We start from the raw sequence: 24,460 nt of genomic DNA, 5'->3' as shown, positions 1-24,460 counted from the left end.
TTTTTACTTTTCAGCTCTAAGTGTTCCCATACAGGGTTTAAAAGGCACAAAGGATGTATGACAAGCTATCACGTAAAATTCAAGGCTGCGCTCACCTCCAAGCTAGACTTTTGGAAGAGACAGCCATCTTTGCCATACGTTAAAGGAGGGGCGAGGACGACCTTTCTCGTCAATAAGTCCACAGTCTTTAGATAAACTGGCAAAGCCATGAATATTTGAATCAAACGCACCACCCGTACCATCCAACTTGGCTTGCAATTGGTCCAAATCGCGATACCCCCAGTGCAACACAAACTCTGCCTCCAATCGATGGGCTTCAGAAAGCAAGAATTCAATATACGCAGCTTGCCACTTCTCTCGCGCCGGAATCAGTAAGCGTTTCTTCCTAAATGGAATAGGAATTCCCTGTGTTGGATGATAAAAGTCTTCAGCCAAGAAATTAGTTTCAACGACTGCGAACGGCTTATTTGGTGCGATTTCCTTTGCCCGTGAAAACCAATCCTTAGGAATATCCGCAGGATTGCCTCCCGTCATAATGAAGGGGAAGGTACTCACCGCATACATATCCGTATAGGGTAATAACGATTGAGTCACCTCCGATCGTTTACTCATCTGTTCGTCATTTTCTAGCACAAATTCAATGAGTATCGGCAGGGATGGGAACTCCCGTTTTAATACTGGGTAAATCTGCTTCACCGAACGGAGTAGACTTTGGAAGCGAGGATCATCAACGTTAACAAGGCCAGAATCTACCTCTGCTACATACATAAAATAATCAGGCTGAAACCGGGTAATGAGATCTCGACACCAATGAAGATAAGCCGCAATCACTTCTGGATCATCGAAAGTCTTATCTTTCCACTTGCCTGTTCTTGGAACTTCGTATTCCCCTAAATAACCCGAGAGACTGACCCGATCACTCCCTAAAAGACTCGTCCCCAGGAAAATCTTTTGGTGAGGTTTAATGCCATTGATTCTTTTTTGGATTTCCTGCTCCTGTACTGGATGATAGGTTTTCTTTGCTGCTGCCTCATTCCAGGGCACAAAACCATCAAAGTAGAAACCAATGATGTCACTGTTTTCCCCGATCACCCGAAAAGTTTCTTCAAAAGCTTCATCGCTCCAGTCATAAGGCTGATAGATAAAACCTTGATAAAAATAACGTTGTTTTGGATGAGGGTGGCTCATATTCTTAGTTGCAAGATGACTGGCTGATACCACGACTAAAAGGGTGATTACTAGCAGTCCCCAAAGATAGTTGGCTCCCTTGGATATCTGCATTATCTCTGGCGTTCTCCACATCCTTAAACTCAGGGTATGAACTATGGGTTATTTTCAATTTTCTGGTGATGATAGAGCATCGCCATTTTTTTGAGGTGTCTTTCTCAAGATTGATTTAGTTAGTGATCCGATAAACTATCAGAATTTATCCTCCAAGAAATCGTCTCCGCTAGCTTCGCAGAAGCCCTCTTCTGAAGCTGTTTGCGATTGTCATCATAGAACTTGAGTGTATTGAGATAGGTATGCCAGAAATATGCCTGAGCACCTTTCCAGTTTCCCAGTTCCAATATTATTCATCAACAATTATCGATGATGAGCGAACAAGAACGGACTCCAATCGAAAAGAATCGCATTGAGAATTGGCTTCTAGAGTCTTTGTCTACAGCCCCAGAAAATTGGAGAGTACTTGCTACAAAAACTCAAATTAGGGAACTTGAATCTAAACTGCAAGTAAACCTACCTGATACACTTTGGATACTCTTTTCCATTGCATAATGGAGAGGAGAATAATTGGCCTCCCAATACTTGATGACCCACACTATTTGAACAGTTAACCGGGTAACAGCAAGATTTCCTTGATGATTCTCTACCATAGACTTCATGATGCTGATTCTTTAATCCTGCATTAGTGGTATTTAGCAACTATAGTCTCGCACCGAAAGTGCGTTTATGAACTAGCATGTTTGGGATAATTAGGCAGCTGAAAGTTAAATACTTGGAAATTTAGATTTAACTGTAATTCATAATCAGAGGAACAAATGATATGGGAGTTGCATATTACATAGAACTCGACAATGATATATGCACAATGGTTGATGGCAAAATTCTAGCAGAAGAGGAGGAAAGGCTAAATTATATTGCTACTCAACTAGACTTAAAGTTAATTGAAGACTATTTAGGCGTCAGTGATGAATTACTGGCAGATTATGATATTGATCCTGATACGGTACCCGATGCTAATCAATGGTTTGATATATCTGAGGGAATTCAGTGGTTTGATAGTTTGATATCTTACATTCAGGAAAACCCAGACATAGTAAATGATAAAGACTCATTGCATGCAGAGTTACAAGATTTTCGAAAAGTATTGCAAGAAGCCAAGAATTCAACAACAAGATGGCATTTGGCAATGGATATCTAAGTTAGTTTTTTCATCCTTATACATTTCTACTTACAACAGAATTACTAATAAATATGTTTAATAACCAACTGAATTGATTGTAAAAATCTAATAAAGTCTACTAAATTTAGACTTATGAAAGAGTAAACCTAGAGCAAAAATAAGCGTTTATTATGATCAATATCATGATGGAAAGAACTCTTTACAGTTCGCTCACCATCACATCAGTGGAATAGTACTGATAGTTATTGCGTCCAGAATTTTTAGCTCGATATAAGGCTATATCAGCACATTGAACAAGAGTGCACGCATCTGAACCATCCTCGGGATACAGAGCAATACCGACACTAACTGTAACGTTGATAGCGTTGCCCTGTATGCAGGTATCTGACTGCAACACGTCAATCAAACGATGAGCGATTTCACCCGCATCATTCCGACCAGAAATTTGGGGTTGCAGCAGAATAAATTCATCTCCACCCCAACGGGCAATAACATCCATCGTGCGGAGGCAACCCGAAAGTCGTTGAACCACTATGTTTAGTAGACGATCACCAATGGCATGGCCCAAAGCATCGTTGACCTCTTTAAACCGATCCAGATCTAAAAACATCACCGCTAGAGAGGTCGATTGCTCAATGGCATCCTCCAAGGAGTCCCTGAGTAACTGATCAAACCAACCCCGATTTGGCAAACCTGTGAGGGCGGCATGGAGTGCCTGATGCCTGAATTCAGCATTAGCTTTTTTTCCTTGGTCACATCCCGACAGCTTAAAACACCGCCAACCGTTGCTCCTTCCAGTTGGTAGGGTTGTAGATAATACTCAATAAAGCAACCATTATTTAGCGCCCAGGACCCCTTAGCGCATCTCGATCGAACACTTGGAACATAACACCACTAATAAGTGGTGGCGTTTGGGAGTTTCCGCCATGACCCAAACTAAAAACAACCCCCGCAATCCTCAGAAGCCAATCAATAAAGGGCTTTCAAGGATTATCGAGGGTATTTCCTGGGATATCTACAGCGATTTTGGGTCGGGGGTTGCTGTTGGGGAGTGGCGACCGTAGAGAAGCTGTAGGAATTCCAGGTCAAGGTTTGAATGGCTCGTCAATGGAGCTTTTACCTAGCAGTGCGTAAATACTGCAATCCAATGCTTCACAGAGTTTGTCTAACTCCGTTCCATCAAGTTTAGGCATTCCTTTGGACCTTCGCCATTTTCCGATCGTATTGACGTGGTATCCGGTCGCCTCTGAAACATCTTTAATTGTCAATTCTCGATCGCTCATGATCGTTCGCATTTTCCACCCAATCATAGTGATCATCTACAGAACACGCTCCTTATGCTACACGAAAAGGTATTCCTATTCCCTGGGATACATGCAAGATGGTGTAATTTGCACTGTTGAATATTTTTAATATACTCAATCGTGTATATTATTTACCTAATTGAGTGTATACTAAGTACATAAGAGAAGCCGCTTAGTCCTCCTCCTACAGATTTCCAAGCGGCCCCTCAAGTCCCAAACAGTAATCAGAACTTACACACAATTATGACATCAACAGCAGTCACCGCCCGCCCTTGTCTCGCCACTGTTGCCGCTTCTGACGCTAACAATGTTTGGATCGCCTATAACGGCCCAGAGTTTTTGGGTCGGATCTACAAAGATTTTTCTGGTAATTTCTACTACGAGTTGGGCCGTTCAATCTCTCAGCGCTTCGGGTCCAAGCAAGATGCGCTGTTCAGTCTCTACGAAACAACTGAGCGCGCCAACCAGCAGCACCAAAAGCAAATCTCTTCTGAACTGGAGTCAATCACTGAAAATTGGGGCCACGTTGCGGTGCCTGGATCTGCTAACGCCCGTCGCATCCCTAACGTCGGCTGCAAGCGCCCCAAGGTCCTCACACACGCCAAGCCCAGCACCCAAACCAAGCCCAGCCACACACAGACCGTAATCATCGGTCGTACCGAATGCGTCAAGACAAAGCACGGTTTGATCGCCATCGACTAATCAAAGCTTGGGGTCAACTGGCATCCCCCCAGAAACGGTTGACCCTTTCCACGTAAATTCAATCAACAACGCTTTAATTCATCCCTATGTACACTTAAACGTTTCTTATTTAACATTTGACTGGACAGGTTGCCCAGGAATCGATAGCCAGCTCTGATTTAATCTCGGCTTCTCGCTGTCTGGTTCGCTGGTTCCCTGACTGGGTTCAATGGTCAATCTTTGGAGGTATTCATCATGAGTAATGAGCAATACATCATTACAGCTTAAAATACGACCAGCCCATCTTGGATTATCAGCCCTGATTGGTGGCCAAGTTTCGCCCATAGCAACCTCACATGAAGCCAATGTTTGCTTCTACCTGGTCTGCCGAGATGCGGTGTATCAATACGGAAAAGGCAAATTTGGGATTCCGCAATTAGTGATCGATAACTTTTCCTTGACCTGCTTGGCCAGGGAAGTAGTGATCACATCCAGGGATCCCAGAGGAGTAGAAACCATCATTTATGCTCAGGTTCATAAAACTTCACACCTTAGCGGTACTTCGGCAGAGTGCACCGACAAGTTGACTCATGCCCAAAAAGGATCCCTCTTAAGCTCGATTCAAAATTTGGCCGATGAAAGGGATCCCAAAACGGGTTCAGGCTTTGCCAAGAGTGGGCTAAATTGCGGGTCAATCACTCTAGTGTAGGGATTCAAAAGTGACGTATCGATTGGTATAATTGGGCTATAGAGATTGACTTTGATCTCTCCTTGAGAAATCAAATCAAGATGCATTGCTTAAAGCACCTTCAAGCAAACCCCGCACAATAGGCCATGATTTGCCCTTATTTTCTGAGGTGCTGGCTTCTCTTGTAAATGCATCCATGTAAATATTTACAGGAGTTTTGAACCTTAAACTGTTCAGTGAATGAGTGCTGTGCCATCCCCTTTTATCTATACCTATGAATGTTCCTGCCCATATTCCATCCTGGACGCTTCGCAATCAAACCTTTGCCTGGGGAAGTCGCACCTATTTAATGGGAATTTTGAACGTAACCCCGGATAGTTTTAGTGATGGTGGCCAATTTAACTCCCAATCCGCAGCTCTATCTCAGGCCCATCACCTGGTAAAAGCTGGTATCGACATTCTCGATATTGGGGGGCAATCCACTCGTCCTCAAGCCATTGAAATTGCTGAGGCAGAAGAGTTAGATCGGGTCATTCCTGTTATTCAGGCGATTCGGTCTCAACTAGACGTTCCCATTTCGGTGGATACGACACGATCCTCCGTAGCAGCAGCTGCGATCGCAGCCGGAGCCGATCTCGTCAACGATGTCTCGGGTGGCACTTATGATCCACAGATGTTGTCCACCGTTGCCCATCTACAGGTCCCGATTATTTTGATGCATATGCGGGGCACCCCCCAAACCATGCAACAACTCACAGCCTATCAGGACATGATTAAGGACATTATTGACTTCTTGCAACAGCAAATCGATGCTGCCCTGGTCGCGGGCATCCCTAGAGAGTTCCTGGCGATTGATCCAGGCATTGGGTTTGCTAAAACTGGCCCCCAAAACCTATCCCTACTGCGCGAAATCGCACAGTTTAAGGTTTTAGGTTGTCCTATTCTGGTGGGACCTTCCCGAAAGAGCTTTATCGGTCAAATCCTAAATCAGCCAGATCCGCAACAACGCGTATGGGGAACGGCTGCTGCCTGTTGCGCGGCCATTCAAGGTGGTGCCGACATCCTCCGCATTCATGATGGAGCAGCCATGAGGGAGGTTTGCCAGGTAGCAGACGCGATTTGGCGGACCGTGTGATCGATGCAAAGTCCTTTTGTTAAGATTGACTTAGAGCGTCTCTGGCTTTTATTCTGAGACTAACGTAAACTTTCTTAACATTTCCGGATCACCAACCATGATTGAACCCAGCCGCGTTCCAAATCAAATTTCTCCCAAGTTTGGATTCAATGAATTTGCAGAACGGTTTGGCGGTCGCGCTGCCATGATTGCTTTTATTGCCGCTCTTGTTTTTGAAGCGGTAACCGGTCAGGGCATTTTTTCTTATCTGGGACTAGCCTAGTCTTCGACGCCTTCTACTGAGAAATCTTCCCATCCATATTCTTGCGATCCTGAGCAGTGCCTCACCGGCATGCTCAGGATTGTTTTGTATATTGACTGCAAGCGGGAACGACTGATCCCTTTCACCTCGTCTTAGACTCTAAAGTTTACTGTCCCCCACTATGGCCAACCTCTTTCTCTATTCAACCCTTGTCGCATTGCAAAGCAGCGTCCTCCTGCCCAGTCCGGCTCTATCTTCTAATGTTTTACTCGCTAAAAAGGACAAAAAGCCACCCGCCGCAGTGGTTACAGAAGTAGAAATTTTGAAAGAGAACTTTGCTGACACCTGGTTCTATACGTTACGGGGCAGTTTAAAAAATCAGTCAGATGCTTCAATTCTGACCCCCCTGGTCTATTACGAAATTTATTCTGAAGAGACGGACAAAATTATTGAAGCAGGCACAGCCGAAATTACCCCCAAGATCTTGACCGCTGGCACAACTGGCCGCTTCCAAAATGAGCTCAATACCACTGGCAAAATCAGAATTACGTTAGTGCAGTGGCAACAAGTTGATAAAGCCATTAAATCCCATAAGCAGATGCAGTTCTTTCCCTTAGAAACTGAGGGGGCGACAGAGGAAGAAGCAGGCAATCCATCTTCCCCCTAATTCCCATTAAATCCTTGCTTGTTTCTCAGACTTTCATCAGCCAATACTCAGATTCCCTGTCTACTATCAAAGTAGATTAACTTCTCACACCAAGGAGTCTGCCCAGGGGAGCCATTCCCTGGGTTTCATTGTCAATGCTAGTATCTCTCTGTGAAAGTTTAATTTTGGCGAATATTGACCTTAAAAAATAAAATTAGCCTGATTTTTATTCGATCAGCGTCACATTTTTACCCCACAACAGTCACTGATGCTGACCGAACTCTCTCTTAAGGTATGGAGTATCGAATCAGGAAGCAGCTATGAATACCATCACTCATCCCCCTTCCATTCCATCCAACAGCTCAGGTAAAAGTATTTTTTCCAGTAAGACCTTCTGGGGAATTATCTTTACGACCGTTGCTGCCATTGCCCCCATCGTTGGCAACAGTGTAGATGAGGGTAAAATGACCGGCAAGGATATCTCCCAAATTGTAGTGATTCTCTGCGGCACAGGCGCAACATTAGTGGGACGCATTGAAGCTGGGAATGTCTATACACCGGACATGATGCCAGGCCCCAACAAGACGGATATGTAGTCCCAGACCTAGGCAGACTTCCCCTTTGAGCCTTTGGAAACCTGCCCCCTTAAGATAAAAAGGGTTACTCTCAATCCTTTGGAGACCCATGCATCCATCCTTCAACCTCAAATTATCCTTGCTGGGGGTGCTGACTTTAACTCAGCTCTTGGGCTGTCAGACTGGAGTGAAGCCATCGTCTTTAACGCCAACTCAGTGCGAGCAGGGGGGGGATTTCGTTTGGATTGAGGGGGGAGACTATATCCTCGGGAGCGATCGCCAAGAACGAGATTATGCCTATCGCATCTCAGCAGCGGCCTCGGCCCAGCAACCGGAACAGCGGGCCAAAGCGGAAGCCCGTTTACGCAAAAGGGGCTGGTTCGATGGAGAACCGAATCGGCAGGTGCGATCGCAACCATCAGTTTGTATGGGAAAAAACCTGATCACCAATGCGGAATACCAAGCCTTCGTTAAAGCCACGGGTCATCGTTCGCCATTTATTTCTGCTGATGATTATCAAAAACAAGGGTTCCTAGTGCACCCCTATCTCTCCGTCAAACCCTTTCTTTGGCAAGGTCAACGCTTTCCAACGGGTAAAGGTCAGCACCCCGTTGTTTTAGTGTCTTATCCCGATGCCCAAGCCTTTGCTCAATGGCGAGGCCAACAAGATGGACAGTCCTATCGCTTACCCACTGCCTTAGAGTGGGAGCAAGCCGCTCGGGGAACCGATGGCCGCTACTTTCCTTGGGGCAATGATTGGCAAGCCGATGCCACCAACTGGGCTAATCATGGTGGACTGCAGACCAGTGCGATCGCAACTTATCCCCTCAGTCGGAGTCCAGCCGGGGTAGAAGATATGGCGGGAAATGTCTTTGAATATACATCTACCCTAACGCAACAGGTCATTCGCTCAGCAGTTGTAATGAAGGGATGCTCGTGGGATGATTCACCGGGCTTTTGTCGAGCGGCCTACCAACATTCCCGTTCCCAAAATTCTCGTCATATTCTTTTTGGTTTTCGCCTAGTTAAAGAGTAAAGGTGCCAGATCTTCAGCTCCACGCTCCCTTGAATGAATCTCGTTGAACCTTAAAACTCAGGCAGTTGAATCGATAGATCTTGAACCCAGCGATGGGAGTAGGGAATAGCATCTTTGATGCAGTCTGCTAGGGTTGCATAAGTCCCCACGATTTGGGTCAGTCCTGTCTTGTGGAGATTCTGAACCACATGGGATTGAGGCGAATACAACATTAACCGCTTTCCTTGACGATGGGAAATCCGAAAAGCGCCAAATAAAATACCTAAACCCCCGCTATCAAGACGGGTGACGGTTTCCAAATTGATTAGAATGACCTCAACCCGAGATTGAACCAGCTCATAGATATGTTGATAAAACACGTCTTGGGTTGTGGAAGTGAGATGTTGAGGAGGGTGAACAATACAGAAGCTCGGTAGTTGTTGCACAAGGGGTACCTGCTACAAACAGCAGTAGAGACAGTCAAACCAAACCGTTCGTCCATATGTTGAGTGGTAGAGGCAGTTTAGCAAACCTTGGTGTCTCACCTGAGTTTAAAGACAATGCTTAAACCTATGGAATCAGTTTTACCTTTCTTTGGCTGGTTCAGACTCTATAGATTGACCTCGATGATGCAGTATTCTAGCCAGTCAGACTCTGGTAAATCCGCAAATAGCCTATTGTTGCGAACTTAGAGTTGATGCTACTGTGGTTCAACGTGAATATATTTGCTCATGGTGAAAGAAATTTGTTGGAAGTGACAACTATAGAGGTGGAATAAATAAATCAAGCATCCCGATAGGTGATCTAAATTTAATTAAGGGTTTTCTGACTTTAACAAAACACATGGATATCGCAGACTGCTATCGCCTGCTACAACTGACTTCTAGAGCCAATATAGAAGACCTCAAAGCCTCATATCGTCGACTAGCAAGGCAATGGCACCCGGATACCAATCCGGGCGATCAACTCGCCCATGAGAAATTTATTCAGGTTACTGAGGCTTACAAAACGCTGCAAAAAATTGTCCCTCCTGCCCCGAATAACAGCACAGTTCCTGCATCTGTTCCATCCAGAGCAACAGCAAAGCCCCGTTCTGCCCCCTCAGTCAAGGTCTCGACCCAGTCGACAAAACCTTCTTCGCCCCCGCCTCCACAACAGCCTCAACGTCAGGCTCGACCTCAAGCTGCGACATCCAGGCCACGAGCAACGGTTTCTAAACAGCCCACCCCCCAACCCAAGCCTGCCACTTCCACTAGAAAATCCTCCCTTTCACCCGCAGACATCAAGCTGAAGGTGGATTCTTATAAGCAACTTCAAGAATTAATTCAGCGCCAGAGATTTCCCAGAGCCGTTGCCCTTATTGAAGCCCTGGCCCAACGTCTCCCCCAGGATGCGGAAGTGAGACAATGGCAGGCTATTATTTACCAATCCTGGGGACGGCAGCTCATCCGGGAACGAAAACTCAATCAGGCTAGAGCTTATCTTAAGAAGGCATTGAATACGGATCCTCACAATAAGGCTCTTTGGGCTGAAATTGAGCTGGACTTTAAGAAAATAGAAATGGCGTTCTAATCTCCTGGGGCATTTCTGATGAATGAAATGTGTGGGACTCAATAAAATCAATATCGTACTGGGCTGCACTGACAAGATGCTGTGGTGTACCTATCACAGGTCTCTTGTATGTCAGGGCTAAATCGTTGTCAGGTTATAACATCATTCTGAATTCAGCTATTCTACCGATCCAATGGGCGTGAGGCCATGATCTAACCCACACAATTTTGCAGATAATATCTCTACGAGGTTGTGGGATGTATCCCATGAAAGCTGATTTTTTAGTGTTTTCATAGAAATATCAATTTAGAGGATATTTCCATGAAAAAGTTATTAAGCAGCCTGGCTATTTTCTCTAGCCTGATGTCTTCCCTGGGTAGGTTTGGAACCGAGGCCTTTGCCCAGTCTAATCGCTCATTTCCAAAGCGTAAGACAGCGCATCGAGAGTCTAAGACTCCTTAAAGCTGGATATCTATGTTCATAACTATTTTTCCTATTGGGCAAACCAAAATAGTTTGAGTATTGGGTGCAATGGCCATCGTTGAGCTCGCTGCGTTCCAAGGCCGATTATCCGACTATTTTTCAGCACTGGTTGGGGGTATCATCAGCCTAGAATAAATTGTTCAGCAACGTTAGTTGCGATCTGGTGAAAAAAAATTCAACGGGATTGCCCCCAAACTGTACCTAAGCAGAGCAGCTCAAGACCCAATTTTCAGTCAAGCACTGCTAAACAGAGCTATATTAGGCCGTGTTAGAAAGACTTGCAGTAGCTATCATGCGTTCTAAGAGATTCAGGTTGAGTCTTCTTTGTTGTATTCGTTGTATAACAAATGTCAACTTTCAATATATTTTCTCTCAATTAGTAAGAATTACGCACATTTACTGATGGCAATCAACGAGATTAGTTCCAATCAATAGGCACATAATCTATAGGTTTAATTCTCTATTTTGTATCGAAAGAAACGACGTCTATTCTAAATATTTGCCATAATTGAATTACGGATTAATTAATAGTAAACATTAGTAATATTACTTATTAACTATTTTTATATTCTTTAGATTTTCCATTCATATGGGCATTCTAAGGACAATGCATTCAAATCCAACTCAACTCTTTCCAACAACAATAGCTTTCCTCTCGTGTCTCAAACTTTAACCCTCCCTTCCCCCACAGCCCCCACCCTCCAATCGACATTTCCTCAGACAGAGACCTACTTTATTACTCTCTGCACCCATGAACGAGAGTGCTTGTTTGGGGAAATTATTGCTGGTGAAATGCAGCTTAATGATTTAGGAGCATTAGTTGCAGAAGAATGGCAGATCTCATTCGATCAGAGTTCCGACTTTGACCTCCACCATTGGGTGATGATGCCTAACCATATTCACGGCATTATTGGCGCAGCTAACCCAAGCTCCCAAGACCTGGCCCAACAGCCCCTGATGCAGGAAACGAAGGTGCGATCGCATTCCCTGCTCAAGTGGATCTCATCCTTTAAAGGGATGGCCAGCCAACGCATCAAGCATCTGAGAAACTTGCCCCATCAACCCCTTTGGCAACAAGAAGTGGATCAGCACATCATTCCTCATCGGTTTGCCTTTCACACTTTCCACCAATACATCACTACCAACCCCCATGCCTGGGATTGGGATAAATTACATCCAGATAGTCCAGCTCTATCCTAAGTTCACCTATCTGTTTTTCTGGTCTGTTTGGAATCTTGCGAAGGCCAATATCAGGTCGTCAGTGTTTCCAAGGATGGTGACATAACTCGACGGCTGAGGGTTCGTCGGAACTTTGGATCCAAATACTTGAGCTGTTGCGCTTGCCATTTTTTCCAGTTTCGAAACCGCTCTTCTTGCAGTAGCTTGGCTAAGGAAGGAAGCTGATCTGGCCAAGAGGCTCCCAATTCTTTGACCAAGAATTCACTTAAGACTGCCTCATCTTGGAAAAGTCCCAATAATTCTTGCAGATCTCTAAAGCCCCGCGTCTGAGTCTGATAGGTTTTTCCGAAAAATGGAACAAAGAACTCTGTTTGATAGCGCACTCGTTTCATTTGCTTACGCAAATCATGCAGATCGGGTCCTTCTTGAGCCAACACCTGATCCAGAGCTTCCATACTCATGCCCACCATAGGATAGATGCGCCCTTCAAGGGGTTCCGTTGCCACTAGCCACCCAGGATGAAGAAAGAGTTGGCTGAGCAGAGGCAATAATAAATCTGGGACCACATCTAATACAGGCATCATGGCAATAGCCTGGTATTGTGGCTTTTCTAGCCAATCTTGGTATGCGGCGACAAATTGTCGATAGAGTTTGCTCTTAAACAATTTGGGGAGTTGAGCGAACTTTTTCTGACGGCGTTTGTTTAGTCGGCCTAAAACCCGCTTAATTTCCTGGGCTTCTTCAGCGCTCGTACTGGAAATGGATAAAAAATGTTGAAACCAGAGTTGCAAGACATCTAAATCTCGCACCTTGCCTAACTGCTTGGCAATTTTAGTAACCTGAGAGGATTGAGCAGCCTCGGGTAGATCAATCGCAGGACCAAATACTTCAAGGGCAGTTCTCAATCGTCTCATGCCCACTCGCATTTGGTGTAGATTTTCTGGATCGCGATCCGCCAGTACCCCATCTTGATACTTAGTAGATTTCTTAAAATGTTTTTGAATCCCTCGATAGGCCACTTCCCCCAAGGATAATTGGGCATCGAGCTGTAAAGCCTTCGTTTTTCTCTTTTGAGTAGAAGATGAGGATTGAGTTTTCATGGTGGATAAGCTCATCCGGTCGAGACTGGGGCAAAGGGAGTTCTACTGAAGATGCTCAACCTTGAAGAGAAATTCTGCAGTAGAAGAGGATTCTTAGATCCAGTGCCCTATGGTATGGCATAAAAGCCCTGAAGAACCCAGCTGATGGGCAGCCAGACTTATATTAACCTTTGCTTAACCTTCAAGAGTGTCTCTTAGTCATCATTCCCTGAGAAAATACAGACCACTAAATCCAGATAAAACAATAGATAAAAAAAGGATCTGAAAGATAGAGAGATTAAAGTAATGAATTTGTGCTAAATTCTCTGTAATAAATTTCTTATTGACTTATCTAAAGGATAATTGGAGGAAATTTAAATATATTTCTCTTATGCAAACATCATTTCCTGGGAGAAATATTTAGTATTTCTTTATTAGAGTTAATATTTTCCAAGTACTCGTGAATCCAACCAGTTCTTAATCCAGTTGATCTTGACCGATCTGTAAGTTGTTCTTACTTTTTTTAAGTTGTTTCCAAAGGCGCTTGATGTCTTTATAAGCCTGCAGAGAAGAGATTTTTCCTGATGTTTCTAGAGCACAGATAAAAGTAACTTTATGGGCAAATTCCTGAAGATTTGCATTGAATGCAAGTTTTTCAGGAGTAAAGCTCCCTCTGTATTTACTACGAGGGTATAAATACCGATATTTGCTATCGGACTGGTCTTTAGGAGAATGGGGTGAATTCAAACGAACACGCAAAATATTTTTTCGTATCTTAATTATTCTAACTAACAAAGATTTTTTTGAGTAACTTATTTGCCAAAATATGTCAAAGGATTTTAAGAAAAATACCGACAATTTACGTCATTTTATCCTTATTATTTAGCTGCCCTTATTGCCAATTTAACCTATTCTTTACCTTGAGCAGATATTCTCCAACGGAATGTAGAATAAACTTACTTATTTTTGTGTGGTTAGGGAGATTTATAACCCATGTTTCTGAAGTATAAATCTATGAATTTATTCCGCTATGTTTCCCTAGCTGTTTTGGTTGCTAGTGTATCCGCTTGTGCGGGTGGCGAAACGACTAGTGATGGACCGTCTAGCACTGGCACCGACGCGAACCTATCTGGCAAGATCACGATCGATGGTTCTAGTACGGTTCTTCCCATTGCTGAGGCCATGGCCGAAGAATTCCAGGCGGCCAACAGTGATGTCAAGATTACCGTTGGTAAGTCTGGTACTGGTGGGGGCTTCAAGAAGTTCTGTGCGGGTGAAACTGAAATCTCAAATGCATCCCGCCCCATTAAGCAAAAAGAAATAGATTTGTGTGCGGAAAAAAATATCGAGTACATCGAAATACCTGTTGCCTATGATGCCCTGTCTGTTGTTGTCAATAAGGATAATGATTGGGCGGAATGTATGACTGTCGACGAGTTAAAGACCGCCTGGGCAAAGGGTGCTCAAGGCAAGATTAGTAAGTGGAATCAGGTCAATTCTAAGTATCCAGATGCCCCTCTAACCCTTTATGGACCGGGTACAGACTCAGGTACCTTTGATTACTTCAATGAAGCGATTACTGACGAAGAAGGGAGCCGAGGCGATTTTGCCACTAGTGAAGATGACAACACCATTGTCCGTGGTGTTGCTGGCGACAAGAATGCCATGGGCTACTTCGGTTATTCCTACTATGAGGAAAATAAGGATTCTCTCAGAGCAGTTCAAATTGATGGGGGAGATGGTTGTATCACCCCTAGTGATGCCACTGTTCTGGATGGAACCTATTCTCCTCTAGCGCGCCCTCTCTTCATTTATGTCAGCAAGACGGCTATGGATCGTCCCGAAATGAAGTCCTTCGTTGAGTTTTACTTGGATCCAGCGAACAAGGAACTCGTCGCTGATGTGGGTTACTTCCCCATGCCAGATGATATCTATGGCAAGGCGTTGGCCCGTGCCCAGGAAGGAAAGACTGGAACCATTTTCCCTGACGGAAAGACAGTTGGCGTTAAATTGAGTGACGTTCTTTAATTAACGCCACTCACCTAGGGATTCTGTTTGGGCAGGTAGTTCTATTCAGAATCCCTGAGTAATTGGAGAATTGAGATAACCTGATTGGTTTGAATATGCATACTGAATCCACCTCACTCCCCCCACCTAATGACTCACAGTTGTGGAGGCCAAAACGAGGATTGAGCGTATGGTCTGAACGAATCGTTAAATATTTGTTTGCCAGCTTCGCTCTAATTTCCATTGCCACCACCGTTGGCATTGTTGGCACCCTCATCTTTGAAACCTTTGAGTTTTTCAAGGAGATTCCCTTGATTCGGTTTTTAACCGATACGCAATGGACCCCCTTGTTTAGTGATCAATTCGGTATTTTTGTCTTGATCAGCGCGACCTTTATGACCTCGCTGATCGCGTTGATGGTGGCATTACCAATTGGTCTATTGGCTGCAATTTGTCTGAGTGAATATGCCTCCCCCAATGTTCGTAGATGGTTGAAACCGGCATTGGAAGTGTTAGCCGGTATTCCTACCGTGGTCTACGGGTATTTTGCTTTGTTATTCGTCACACCGTTACTCCAGGGATTCGTTCCAGGTTTGAAGATTTTTAACTCTCTGAGTGCGGGTATGGTGATGGGCTTCGCGATTATGCCTTTGGTGGCCTCCCTCAGTGAAGATGCCATTTATGCGGTTCCCCAAAGTCTTAGGCAAGGATCTTATGCATTAGGGACAACGAAGCGAGAAACCGTAACCGGGGTCGTTCTACCTGCTGCCTTGTCAGGGATTGTGGCCTCCTGCGTACTGGCTATTTCCCGTGCCGTTGGGGAAACGATGATTGTCACGGTTGCTGCTGGTGCATCCCCAGTGCTGACCCTGGATCCACGGGTTTCGGTGCAAACTATGACTTCGTTTATAGTTCAGGCCACCTTTGGTGACAATCCGGTCGGCACGATTGGTTATAAAACCTTGTTTGTCGTTGGGATGACGTTGTTTCTGATCACCTTTTGCCTGAATGTCTTTAGCTTCTGGTTTGTCCGCCGTTTCCAGGAGAAATACGAATGACTTTATCAAATCCCAAGGATTTACCCGGTCTGGAAGACAGTGAAAATTCACAATTTAAGCCTGCCCTTGATACCAGATATCGATGGGATCGTTTCTTTGAGGCCCTGACGTGGCTGGCCACCATTATTAGTTTGGTGGTATTGGCGACATTGCTATTCGATGTGCTCTCTGACGGTGCTAGCAGTCTGAGTGTTGACTTTTTAACCAGTCCCCCTTCCCGTAAAGCTGCAAAAGCTGGGCTTTGGCCAGCGCTGATGGGTACTGTTTGGCTCCTCTGCATTACTGCAGCAGTTGCTTTTCCTATCGGTGTGGGTTCTGGCATCTTTCTAGAAGAGTTTGCCCCCGATAACCTTTTTACTCGGATTATCGAAATTAATGTTGGAAATTTGGCAGCAGTCCCATCTATTGTCTATGGTCTGTTGGGACTAACGGTTTTTGTGGACATTATGCGTCCAATTACGGGTGGCAGCAGTGTCCTAGCTGGAGGCTTAACGTTAGCTTTATTAATTTTGCCCATTATTATTGTCAGTACCCGTGAGGCTCTGCGAGCGGTCCCTAGTAGTTTGCGCCAGGGAGGATTTGCCCTAGGGGCAACGCGCTGGCAAGTTATTCGGGACCTGGTTTTTCCCCAATCTCTTCCCGGTATTTTGACGGGAACCATTCTGGCCCTGTCTCGTGCCATTGGCGAAACAGCTCCTATTTTAGTAGTGGGTGCTGCGGGATATATCGCTTTTGCCCCCCCTTTATCTCTTGAAGGGCTGCAATCAGACTTTACTGCACTGCCTATCCAAATTTATGTCTGGATTGCCCGAGCTCAGAAATCATTTGAGCCGATTGCAGCTGGAGGCATCATTATTTTGTTAGTGGTCCTGTTGCTTATGAATACAACCGCTATTCTGCTTCGTAATAAATTCCAGAATCAAAAGTTGTAACGAACATCATCCTTTGCGGAAAATTTACACATGACCTTATTTCTTAACCGAGTAATAAGCTGTGTTCCTTAAGGTGAATTAAGAACAATAGATTTACGCTCACTGATAAGCTTGTGGATGCGACCCCATGACTAACCTTGCCGACTCACCTATGACCTCTGATTCTAGTCCAGTTACTGAACAGCCCGCGTTAAAGATGGAAGGGGTTTCCGTTTATTACGGTTCTACTCCGGCTGTGCGTGAAGTTTTCTTAGATATTCCGACTAAACAAATCACCGCTTTTATCGGGCCGTCTGGTTGTGGCAAAAGCACCGTTTTACGCTGCTTTAACCGAACTAATGATTTGATCCCTGGCGCCAAGGTCAAGGGTAATGTTTTTTTCCGGGGGGTGAATTTATACAGCAAAAAGGTCGATCCGGTAGAAGTTCGGCGTCGGATTGGCATGGTATTTCAAAAACCCAATCCTTTCCCAAAATCTATTTACGAGAATATTGCTTTTGGTGCTCGCATCAATGGTTTCCAAGGCAATATGGATCAATTAGTAGAAGGCTCACTGCGTAAGGCTGCCATTTGGGATGAGGTTAAGGACAAGCTCAAGGATAGTGGACTTTCCCTGTCGGGGGGACAGCAGCAGCGGTTGTGTATTGCTCGTGCGATCGCAATCCAGCCCGAAGTCATCCTCATGGACGAGCCCTGCTCAGCCTTGGATCCCATCTCTACCCTGCGCATTGAAGAACTCATGCAGGAGCTAAAAGAGCAATACACCATTGTGATTGTGACTCACAACATGCAGCAGGCTTCTCGAGTGTCAGACAAAACGGCCTTTTTCAATGCCGAAGCCACTGACCAGGGCGGCAAGCTGGGGTATTTGGTGGAATTTAACGATACCGTCACCATCTTCACCAATCCCAAGCAAGACTACACCCGCGATTACGTCTCAGGTCGGTTTGGTTAATGCAAGCATTCGCAAGAAACAGAGGAAGCTAGGGGATTTAGCTTCCTCTGTATGGCTTCAACTTACTTCGCTATTAGGTATTTAGACCAATGCTTCCAGTTGGGCTTCTGCCGCATTAAGGGCACTTCGGCTACCAAAAACCATAATGGTATCCTCTCCGCTCAAATCAATATTTAAGCCGCCCGTAATTCTTGAGATGGTAACGGATCCGCCAGCACCCAGGTAATCATCGAAATTGAAGGCATCCTGGGCTTGGAAATCCAGAATAACATCACGATCAGCGATGCCGTCTAGGAGATCACGTTCAAACCGAAAGACATCAGCCCCTCGACCGCCTCGCATCAGATCGTTGCCGGTTCCACCATTGAGGTCATCAGCTCCTCGACCGCCCAGCAAGACATCTTTATCCGCGCCACCAACTAGCCTATCGGCTCCTCTACCACCGATTAAGTTGTCATCTCCGTTGCCTCCTAGAAGCGTATCGGCTCCTCGACGACCCGTTAAGCGATCATTGCCATCTCCACCATCCAAAATATTGGCATTGCGATCTCCTGCTAGTCGGTCATTAAAAGTGCTACCCGTCAAGTTTTCAATGCTGACTAATGTGTCTTCGACGGTTACACCTGGGGCCACATCGTATTGAGCTTTTCCCGTATTTAAATCCGCTCTGATCTCAAAGGGAATATCACTAAAATCAGCCGTATCGTTCCCACTGCCACCGTCTGTGAGATCGTTGCCATTGCCACCTCGAAGGGTGTCATCCCCTTCACCACCCAAGAGCTGATCATCACCATTGCCGCCAGCAAGAGAGTCATTGCCACCTTCTCCTTCCAGGGTGTCATTCCCCGAACCACTGGTGAAGGTATCGTCGCCAGTGCCGCCCAATGCTTGTACATCAGTGGTCGCGTCCGCACCTTCCAGGACATCGCTACCATACCCGGCATTGAAAACCACTTTTTCTAGCCCAGTGCCAGACAGATCTCCAACGGTGAATTGGTCGTCTCCACCATCACTATTCACTTCTAGGGTCTCAACGGTACTAATATCCAAGTCGAATTGACCCAGATTGACCCGTTGAAAAAACACATCGCTGGCTCCAGCGGCCACTTCAAACTCATCGCCTAAATCAGGGCTGCCATTGACTTCGACGGTGTCCATATCTGCGCCGCCATCAATCCGATCAGATCCATCACCATCATTCCAAATAATCCGATCGTTACCATCGCCCCCGAGTTTGGTGTCATCCCCTTTGTCACCGATAACGGTGTCATCTCCAGCGCCCCCATCTAGGAAGTCGCTGCCATCTCCACCGCTAATAACGTCATTTCCATCGCCTCCTTGGGCAATGTCATTGCCGCCAAAGGCCAGAATGGCATCGTTCCCTCCGAAACCTCGAATAAACTCTCCCCCAGGTGTCCCGGTAAGGACGTTGTCACCGTCATCACCATCCAGCGTTTCGGCTGCTTGGGGCTCCCCGTAGAGCAAGTCATCAATGACAACCACATCTACCCCATTGGCAGGATCATCATTGGCTCCAATGGGAGTATTGCCGCTGGTAATTTTGACTTTGTATAAATTGCCTTCTTCAAAGGTTGCCCCCAAGAATGACAACCCTTGAGGGTCAGGATTAACAAACTCAGACTGGAGAAGATTGCCATCGATATCAAAGTACTCAATCTTGGTGCTGTCAGCTAAGTCAACATCCGTAAAGACCGCCCCAAACCCGCTTGACGTTGCTCGAACATCAGAGCCGGGCACAAAAAATTCCACTTCTGTCACATTTGACCCCGAAGGGGTAAACAGTCGAAATTCACTAAAGGTATCAAACTGATCTGGGTAGGTGGCATTAATACTGTCAAATTCATCATCTGGGGCACCTGGATCACTCGGGTCTGGGTTGCTTACTCGGAACTCAGATCCGGCGTTGGTCACAAACTCTGCACCCCGGGTAACGGTTTTGTTGAAAAAATCAGCAGGCATGTCAAAAGGGACAATATTGGCATCCCAATTAATTTCTCGTCTGCCGTTGGCAACTGGGCCAAACGTATTGCCGTTGTTCGGCCCACCTAATGCTGCCTGAAAATCGGCTACCACAGATGAAATATCGCCTGTTCCTTCAAATAAAGCCATGGATTTATCTCCCTGTAACCATTAGAAATTGAGTGTCATTTGATTTCGCCCATTGAATTTCAGCTTGAGGCGCAAGCACCTGCAAATCTGAACCAACCGCGAATCTCAAATATTTGCGCTAATTGGAAATAGGGAACACCGAGTCAAAACTTGATGAAATCTGTTTGTCAGCTTTCATGGCTGAGCAAGAGCTAAGAAGTAAGGTTCTTCGTTCCTATCTCTTTGGCACCTGGGTAAAAATCTGTGCCATTCATTCATGGTTAGGATAGAAATATCTTCCCCTTGAATTTAGTTTTATCTAGATAAAAACAATCTCAATTCTATTGATAGTTAAACCAATAGAATTGAAGATTTGAGTGAATCAAAGACTTGATATTTACTATCAAACGACATAGCTGACTGATTTAAGCCATGAGAATGACTGACTTCTACCTGACTTATTGCTTAATTTATTTTTGATTTTTTGCAGAATAAACGTTAGATATAAAAGGAACCATTCAATATATGGAACTTGCCAGGATAAGCCCTTTAGAGTATTGGTCTAAACCATTAATAGAGGTCAGATATATCATTTTTCTGGAGTAAAAATTATGCTTCAAAAAACTAAATCTATACCCCTTTTTTGAGAGAAAGCTTCTTAGGCAGCAGAAGAACTTGAGCCCTAGCTGTCCAGATCCCATTGAGACCTGCAACAGAACCATCTACCGATAGGACCGAATTAGCCAACTTTTTTTGGGATGACGCATGTCTAGATCTCTGAGTGTCCGTAGTGATTGTATTGCCCGTACTAAAGTGGTGTTGAAGCGGAGTGGCTTCCACAGTCAGCGCTCCTTGGCTGAGTATGTTGGCTTTAGCTTGTCTACCGTCAGTAACTTTTTGAGAGGAAAGCCTGTCGATTTCGCCACTTTTGTTGAGCTTTGCGAACAACTGAATTTAGATTGGCAAACGGTGGCAGATCTTGGCGATCCAGTCCAGAAAAGTAGTTCACAGCTTCAATCGCCCCCATCACAATCCCCCACCCCTCCGGCAAACTTTCAAGATTGGGGAGAGGCCATAGATGTTTCCCGGTTCTATGGTCGGTCGGCGGATCTCGTTACGTTGCACACCTGGATTCAGACGGATCAGTGCCGCTTGATCACCATTCTGGGTATGGGAGGAGTGGGCAAAACGTCTCTGGCTGTGAAGTTAGCTCAAGAATTACAGGATCAATATGACACGGTCATTTTCCGTAGCTTACGCAATGCCCCTGCTGTAGAGTCCTTATTGTCTCAGTTGATTCAAGTTCTCTCTCATCACCAGGAAACAAGAGTGTTTGAATCTATTGCAGATTTGTTGTCGCGATTGGTGCAGCATCTACAGGAGCGTCGCTGTTTGCTGATCTTGGACAATGTTGAGTCGATTTTAGAAGACTGCAATCGGGCTGGTGTTTATCGAGCTGGGTATGAAGGATATGGGCAATTATTCAAAATTGTCGGAGAAACCTATCACCAAAGCTGTCTACTTCTGACGTCTAGAGAGAAACCCCAGGGTTTAAATGGACTAGAAGGAGACAAATTACCGGTTCGCTGCCATCAAATTCAAGGACTATCCACTCAAGCGGGTCGTGAAATTTTTAGCGCTATAGGCACCTATAGAGGCGGTGAGGAAGACTGGTCAACCTTAATTGAGCGCTATACCGGTAATCCCTTGGCGCTAAAAATTGTGGCCACTTTTATTCGGGACGTTTTTGACTCCAATCTCAGTCACTTTCTGAGCTTTCTCCAACAAGAACCTTTTATTTTTGATGACATTCAGGATTTACTAAGTCAGCAATTTCAACGACTCAGTGCCCATGAGGCAGAGGTGTTATATTGGCTGGCCATCCATCGAGAACCTGTTTCCTATCAAGATATTCAGGCGGATATCCTGTCACCGACTGCCTTGGGAGAACTATTGCAAACGGTCGCAGCCCTCCAAAATCGATCCTTAATCGAGAAATCTGATCATTTTTTCACCTTGCAGCCCGTTGTCATGGAGTACATGACCGTCCAGCTGATCCAAGAGGTTTCTACCTCGATCCAACAGCATCAGATCAACTGGTTAGCCCAATACCCATTGGTCAAAGCTCAAGCCCCCGTTTCTGTTGTTGAAACTCAAAGATGTTTGATTGTGCAGCCCATTGTCGATCGCTTGTTAGCTACATTTGGTACACCAGAGGCGATTATTGAACATATATTTGCCTTAATCCCTCAACTCCAGGAGCAAGTTCACCTGGAAAAAGGATATTTCTGTAGCAATCTTCTTCACCTGGCTAAGGTGATGAAGGTGGATATGAGTGGTCGTGATTTCTCGGAAATGACGATTCGCCAAGCAGATTTGCAGGGGATGGTGCTGCACAGTACGAACTTTGCCAATGTTAAATTTTTCGATTCTACCTTCTCAGAAATTCTGGATGAAGTGAAAGCAGTGGCTTTTAGTCCCGATGGTCGATATCTTGCGATCGCAGATCAGGATTGCAAAGTCAGAGTCTGGTGCGCCCATACCTATCAGCAACTGTGGGTGGGCCATGAGCACCAAAATGCCGTCCTTTCCGTTTCGTTCAGCCCTGACAATCAAACTTTGGCCAGTGCAAGCGCCGACCATACCTTAAAGCTTTGGAATGCAGAAGCGGGTAACTGTCTTTACACCTTCCACGGTCATGACTCTGAAGTCTGTGCAGTGGCCTTTAGCCCAGATGGGCAACTGCTGGCTTCTGGCAGTAGGGACACCACTCTCAAAATTTGGGAGGTTAATGACTACACTTGCCTACAGACTCTAGCGGGTCATCAACAAGCTATTTTTACCGTGGCCTTTAGCCCTGATAACTCAAGAATCGCCAGTGGGAGTTCAGATAAAACCATCAAGCTTTGGGACGTTGATGAGGGGACCTGTCAGCATACTTTGCACGGACATAACAACTGGATTATGTCCGTGGCATTTTGCCCCCAAACCCAGCGTCTAGCCAGCTGTAGTACAGACAGCACGATTAAGCTCTGGGATGGCGATAGCGGAGAGCTATTACAAACCCTTCGGGGCCATCGCAACTGGGTGAATTCCTTGGCCTTTAGCCCTGACGGCAGTAGCTTAGTGAGTGGTAGCGGTGATCAAACGATTAAATTGTGGGATGTTAACCAGGGGCACTGTCTCCACACCCTTACGGGACACCATCATGGAATTTTTGCCATCGCCTTTCACCCCAATGAACATTTGGTCGTCAGTGGCAGTTTGGATCAAACTGTGCGGCTCTGGGATGTTGACACTGGCAACTGCCTGAAAGTGCTAACGGGGTATACCAATCGGATTTTCGCTGTTGCTTGCAGTCCTGATGGACAAACCATCGCCAGCGGAAGTTTCGACCAAAGTATTCGTCTGTGGGATCGGAAAGAGGGATCGTTGTTGCGATCCCTAAAGGGGCATCATCAACCTATCTACTCCTTAGCCTTTAGCCCCAACGGTGAGATCCTCGCCAGCGGTGGCGGCGACTATGCCATTAAGCTGTGGCATTATCACAGTGGCCAATGTATTAGTGCCTTGACCGGACATCGGGGTTGGATCTATGGTTTGGCCTATAGTCCTGATGGCAACTGGCTGGTATCGGGAGCCAGTGACCATGTCATTAAAGTATGGAGCCTTAATTCAGAAGCCTGCACCATGACCTTAATGGGCCATCAGACCTGGATTTGGTCCGTCGCGGTTAGCCCCAATAGCCAGTACATTGCCAGTGGTAGTGGAGACCGGACCATCAGGCTATGGGATCTTCAAACTGGAGAGAACATCCATACTTTAAAGGGCCATAAGGATCGGGTATTTTCAGTCGCCTTTAGTCCCGATGGCCAGTTAGTGGTCAGTGGCAGCTTTGACCACACCATCAAAATCTGGGATGTACAAACTGGACAATGCCTGCAAACCTTAACGGGGCATACCAACGGCATTTATACCGTTGCCTTTAGTCCTGAAGGTAAAACGTTAGCCAGTGGTAGCCTTGACCAAACCATTAAGCTTTGGGAACTGGAGACGGGGGACTGTATTGGGATGTTTGAAGGCCATGAGAATGAGGTGAGATCCTTAGCTTTTCTGCCCCCTTTATCTCATGCAGACCCTCCTCAAATTGCCAGTGGCTCCCAGGACCAGACCTTGAGGATCTGGCAGATGAACTCCAGAGCATGCCAAAAAATTCTCAAAGTAAAACCCCTTTACGATGGCATGAATATTGCTGGAGCAATGGGATTAACGAAGGCTCAGAAAGCCTCCTTAAAAGCATTGGGAGCCTGTGAGCATTTCATGGCGGATACACTGGAGTAAGGTCCCATAAGGTTAAGGCGAATTAATGGATGCTTAACCTGATCCTGCAGTTCTCTTAACCCAGTGTTGAGAGGGTT

The 24,460-nt window shown here is 45.6% G+C and carries 23 protein-coding genes; 16 read left to right on the top strand and 7 right to left on the bottom strand.

The genetic code is table 11. The annotated features are described in order from the left end of the window. Positions 1 to 102: 102 nt before the first annotated feature. The gene (locus AM1_RS00860) at positions 103 to 1,281 is read right to left on the bottom strand and encodes a hypothetical protein (protein ID WP_012160893.1); all 1,179 of its coding nucleotides are present in this window, start codon (positions 1,279 to 1,281) and stop codon (positions 103 to 105) included. Between the two features lie 763 nt (positions 1,282 to 2,044). On the opposite strand from AM1_RS00860, the gene AM1_RS00855 reads away from it, so the two are divergent. Then, positions 2,045 to 2,422 carry a hypothetical protein gene (locus tag AM1_RS00855; protein ID WP_148215642.1) on the top strand — a complete coding sequence of 126 codons (378 nt, stop codon included), beginning with the start codon at positions 2,045 to 2,047 and terminating at the stop codon, positions 2,420 to 2,422. Between the two features lie 181 nt (positions 2,423 to 2,603). Here AM1_RS00855 and AM1_RS00850 read toward each other — a convergent pair whose 3' ends face one another. After that, positions 2,604 to 3,170 carry a GGDEF domain-containing protein gene (locus AM1_RS00850; RefSeq protein WP_083776674.1) on the bottom strand — a complete coding sequence of 189 codons (567 nt, stop codon included), beginning with the start codon at positions 3,168 to 3,170 and terminating at the stop codon, positions 2,604 to 2,606. Between the two features lie 160 nt (positions 3,171 to 3,330). Here AM1_RS00850 and AM1_RS41960 point away from each other — a divergent pair, with 160 nt between their 5' ends. Next, entirely contained in the window at positions 3,331 to 3,468 is a 138-nt protein-coding gene (locus AM1_RS41960; protein ID WP_012160889.1) for a hypothetical protein, read from the top strand. A 21-nt stretch (positions 3,469 to 3,489) separates the two neighbouring features. Here the strand turns inward: AM1_RS41960 and AM1_RS44350 are convergent, their stop codons facing one another. Beyond that, positions 3,490 to 3,699: a helix-turn-helix domain-containing protein gene (locus tag AM1_RS44350; protein WP_187152916.1), complete on the bottom strand. Its 210-nt coding sequence runs from the start codon at positions 3,697 to 3,699 to the stop codon at positions 3,490 to 3,492. A gap of 252 nt (positions 3,700 to 3,951) precedes the next feature. Here AM1_RS44350 and AM1_RS00840 point away from each other — a divergent pair, with 252 nt between their 5' ends. From AM1_RS00840 to AM1_RS00810, 7 genes are all read left to right on the top strand, one after another. Beyond that, on the top strand, positions 3,952 to 4,410 hold the full coding sequence (locus tag AM1_RS00840) for a hypothetical protein (protein WP_012160888.1): 459 nt from the start codon (positions 3,952 to 3,954) through the stop codon (positions 4,408 to 4,410). A 241-nt stretch (positions 4,411 to 4,651) separates the two neighbouring features. After that, entirely contained in the window at positions 4,652 to 5,098 is a 447-nt protein-coding gene (locus AM1_RS00835; RefSeq protein ID WP_012160886.1) for a hypothetical protein, read from the top strand. Between the two features lie 253 nt (positions 5,099 to 5,351). Beyond that, complete coding sequence (gene folP / locus AM1_RS00830; RefSeq protein ID WP_012160885.1) at positions 5,352 to 6,212, top strand: dihydropteroate synthase; 861 nt, start codon at positions 5,352 to 5,354, stop codon at positions 6,210 to 6,212. 97 nt (positions 6,213 to 6,309) lie between these two features. Next, positions 6,310 to 6,474: a high light inducible protein gene (locus AM1_RS41955; RefSeq protein WP_010474676.1), complete on the top strand. Its 165-nt coding sequence runs from the start codon at positions 6,310 to 6,312 to the stop codon at positions 6,472 to 6,474. A 160-nt stretch (positions 6,475 to 6,634) separates the two neighbouring features. Continuing rightward, positions 6,635 to 7,120: a hypothetical protein gene (locus tag AM1_RS00820; RefSeq protein ID WP_012160884.1), complete on the top strand. Its 486-nt coding sequence runs from the start codon at positions 6,635 to 6,637 to the stop codon at positions 7,118 to 7,120. A 299-nt stretch (positions 7,121 to 7,419) separates the two neighbouring features. Then, positions 7,420 to 7,695 carry a hypothetical protein gene (locus AM1_RS00815; RefSeq protein ID WP_012160883.1) on the top strand — a complete coding sequence of 92 codons (276 nt, stop codon included), beginning with the start codon at positions 7,420 to 7,422 and terminating at the stop codon, positions 7,693 to 7,695. A gap of 88 nt (positions 7,696 to 7,783) precedes the next feature. Then, on the top strand, positions 7,784 to 8,710 hold the full coding sequence (locus AM1_RS00810) for a formylglycine-generating enzyme family protein (protein WP_012160882.1): 927 nt from the start codon (positions 7,784 to 7,786) through the stop codon (positions 8,708 to 8,710). Between the two features lie 50 nt (positions 8,711 to 8,760). On the opposite strand, the gene AM1_RS00805 is transcribed toward AM1_RS00810, so the two are convergent. Then, entirely contained in the window at positions 8,761 to 9,135 is a 375-nt protein-coding gene (locus tag AM1_RS00805) for an STAS domain-containing protein (RefSeq protein ID WP_012160881.1), read from the bottom strand. A gap of 397 nt (positions 9,136 to 9,532) precedes the next feature. Between AM1_RS00805 and AM1_RS00800 the strand changes: the two genes are divergently transcribed. Both AM1_RS00800 and AM1_RS00795 read left to right on the top strand, forming a co-directional pair. After that, a complete protein-coding gene (locus tag AM1_RS00800) occupies positions 9,533 to 10,261 on the top strand; it encodes a J domain-containing protein (RefSeq protein ID WP_012160880.1) in 729 nt (242 codons plus the stop codon). Positions 10,262 to 11,380: 1,119 nt separating this feature from the next. Next, positions 11,381 to 11,923, top strand: coding sequence for a transposase (locus AM1_RS00795; RefSeq protein ID WP_012160878.1), 543 nt, complete (start codon positions 11,381 to 11,383; stop codon positions 11,921 to 11,923). Between the two features lie 50 nt (positions 11,924 to 11,973). Here the strand turns inward: AM1_RS00795 and AM1_RS00790 are convergent, their stop codons facing one another. Both AM1_RS00790 and AM1_RS00785 read right to left on the bottom strand, forming a co-directional pair. Then, on the bottom strand, positions 11,974 to 13,002 hold the full coding sequence (locus tag AM1_RS00790) for a CHAD domain-containing protein (protein WP_012160877.1): 1,029 nt from the start codon (positions 13,000 to 13,002) through the stop codon (positions 11,974 to 11,976). Positions 13,003 to 13,458: 456 nt separating this feature from the next. Then, on the bottom strand, positions 13,459 to 13,740 hold the full coding sequence (locus AM1_RS00785) for a DUF7219 family protein (protein ID WP_148215641.1): 282 nt from the start codon (positions 13,738 to 13,740) through the stop codon (positions 13,459 to 13,461). 255 nt (positions 13,741 to 13,995) lie between these two features. On the opposite strand from AM1_RS00785, the gene AM1_RS00780 reads away from it, so the two are divergent. The 4 genes from AM1_RS00780 to pstB all read left to right on the top strand — a co-directional run bounded on the left by AM1_RS00780 (position 13,996) and on the right by pstB (position 17,933). Beyond that, on the top strand, positions 13,996 to 15,009 hold the full coding sequence (locus AM1_RS00780) for a PstS family phosphate ABC transporter substrate-binding protein (protein WP_012160875.1): 1,014 nt from the start codon (positions 13,996 to 13,998) through the stop codon (positions 15,007 to 15,009). Between the two features lie 95 nt (positions 15,010 to 15,104). After that, a complete protein-coding gene (gene pstC, locus AM1_RS00775; RefSeq protein WP_315897246.1) occupies positions 15,105 to 16,046 on the top strand; it encodes a phosphate ABC transporter permease subunit PstC in 942 nt (313 codons plus the stop codon). Then, positions 16,043 to 16,978: a phosphate ABC transporter permease PstA gene (gene pstA, locus AM1_RS00770; RefSeq protein WP_012160874.1), complete on the top strand. Its 936-nt coding sequence runs from the start codon at positions 16,043 to 16,045 to the stop codon at positions 16,976 to 16,978. Before pstC ends, pstA begins: the two co-directional genes overlap by 4 nt. A gap of 151 nt (positions 16,979 to 17,129) precedes the next feature. Beyond that, on the top strand, positions 17,130 to 17,933 hold the full coding sequence (gene pstB / locus AM1_RS00765) for a phosphate ABC transporter ATP-binding protein PstB (RefSeq protein WP_041658466.1): 804 nt from the start codon (positions 17,130 to 17,132) through the stop codon (positions 17,931 to 17,933). Positions 17,934 to 18,014: 81 nt separating this feature from the next. Here pstB and AM1_RS00760 read toward each other — a convergent pair whose 3' ends face one another. Next, the gene (locus AM1_RS00760; RefSeq protein WP_012160872.1) at positions 18,015 to 20,063 is read right to left on the bottom strand and encodes a calcium-binding protein; all 2,049 of its coding nucleotides are present in this window, start codon (positions 20,061 to 20,063) and stop codon (positions 18,015 to 18,017) included. Between the two features lie 744 nt (positions 20,064 to 20,807). On the opposite strand from AM1_RS00760, the gene AM1_RS00755 reads away from it, so the two are divergent. Further along, positions 20,808 to 24,383: a WD40 domain-containing protein gene (locus AM1_RS00755; protein ID WP_012160871.1), complete on the top strand. Its 3,576-nt coding sequence runs from the start codon at positions 20,808 to 20,810 to the stop codon at positions 24,381 to 24,383. Positions 24,384 to 24,460: the final 77 nt, after the last annotated feature.

The sequence above is a fragment of the Acaryochloris marina MBIC11017 genome (assembly GCF_000018105.1).
Lineage (GTDB): Bacteria > Cyanobacteriota > Cyanobacteriia > Thermosynechococcales > Thermosynechococcaceae > Acaryochloris > Acaryochloris marina.
This window is presented reverse-complemented; position numbering and strand designations above follow the sequence as displayed.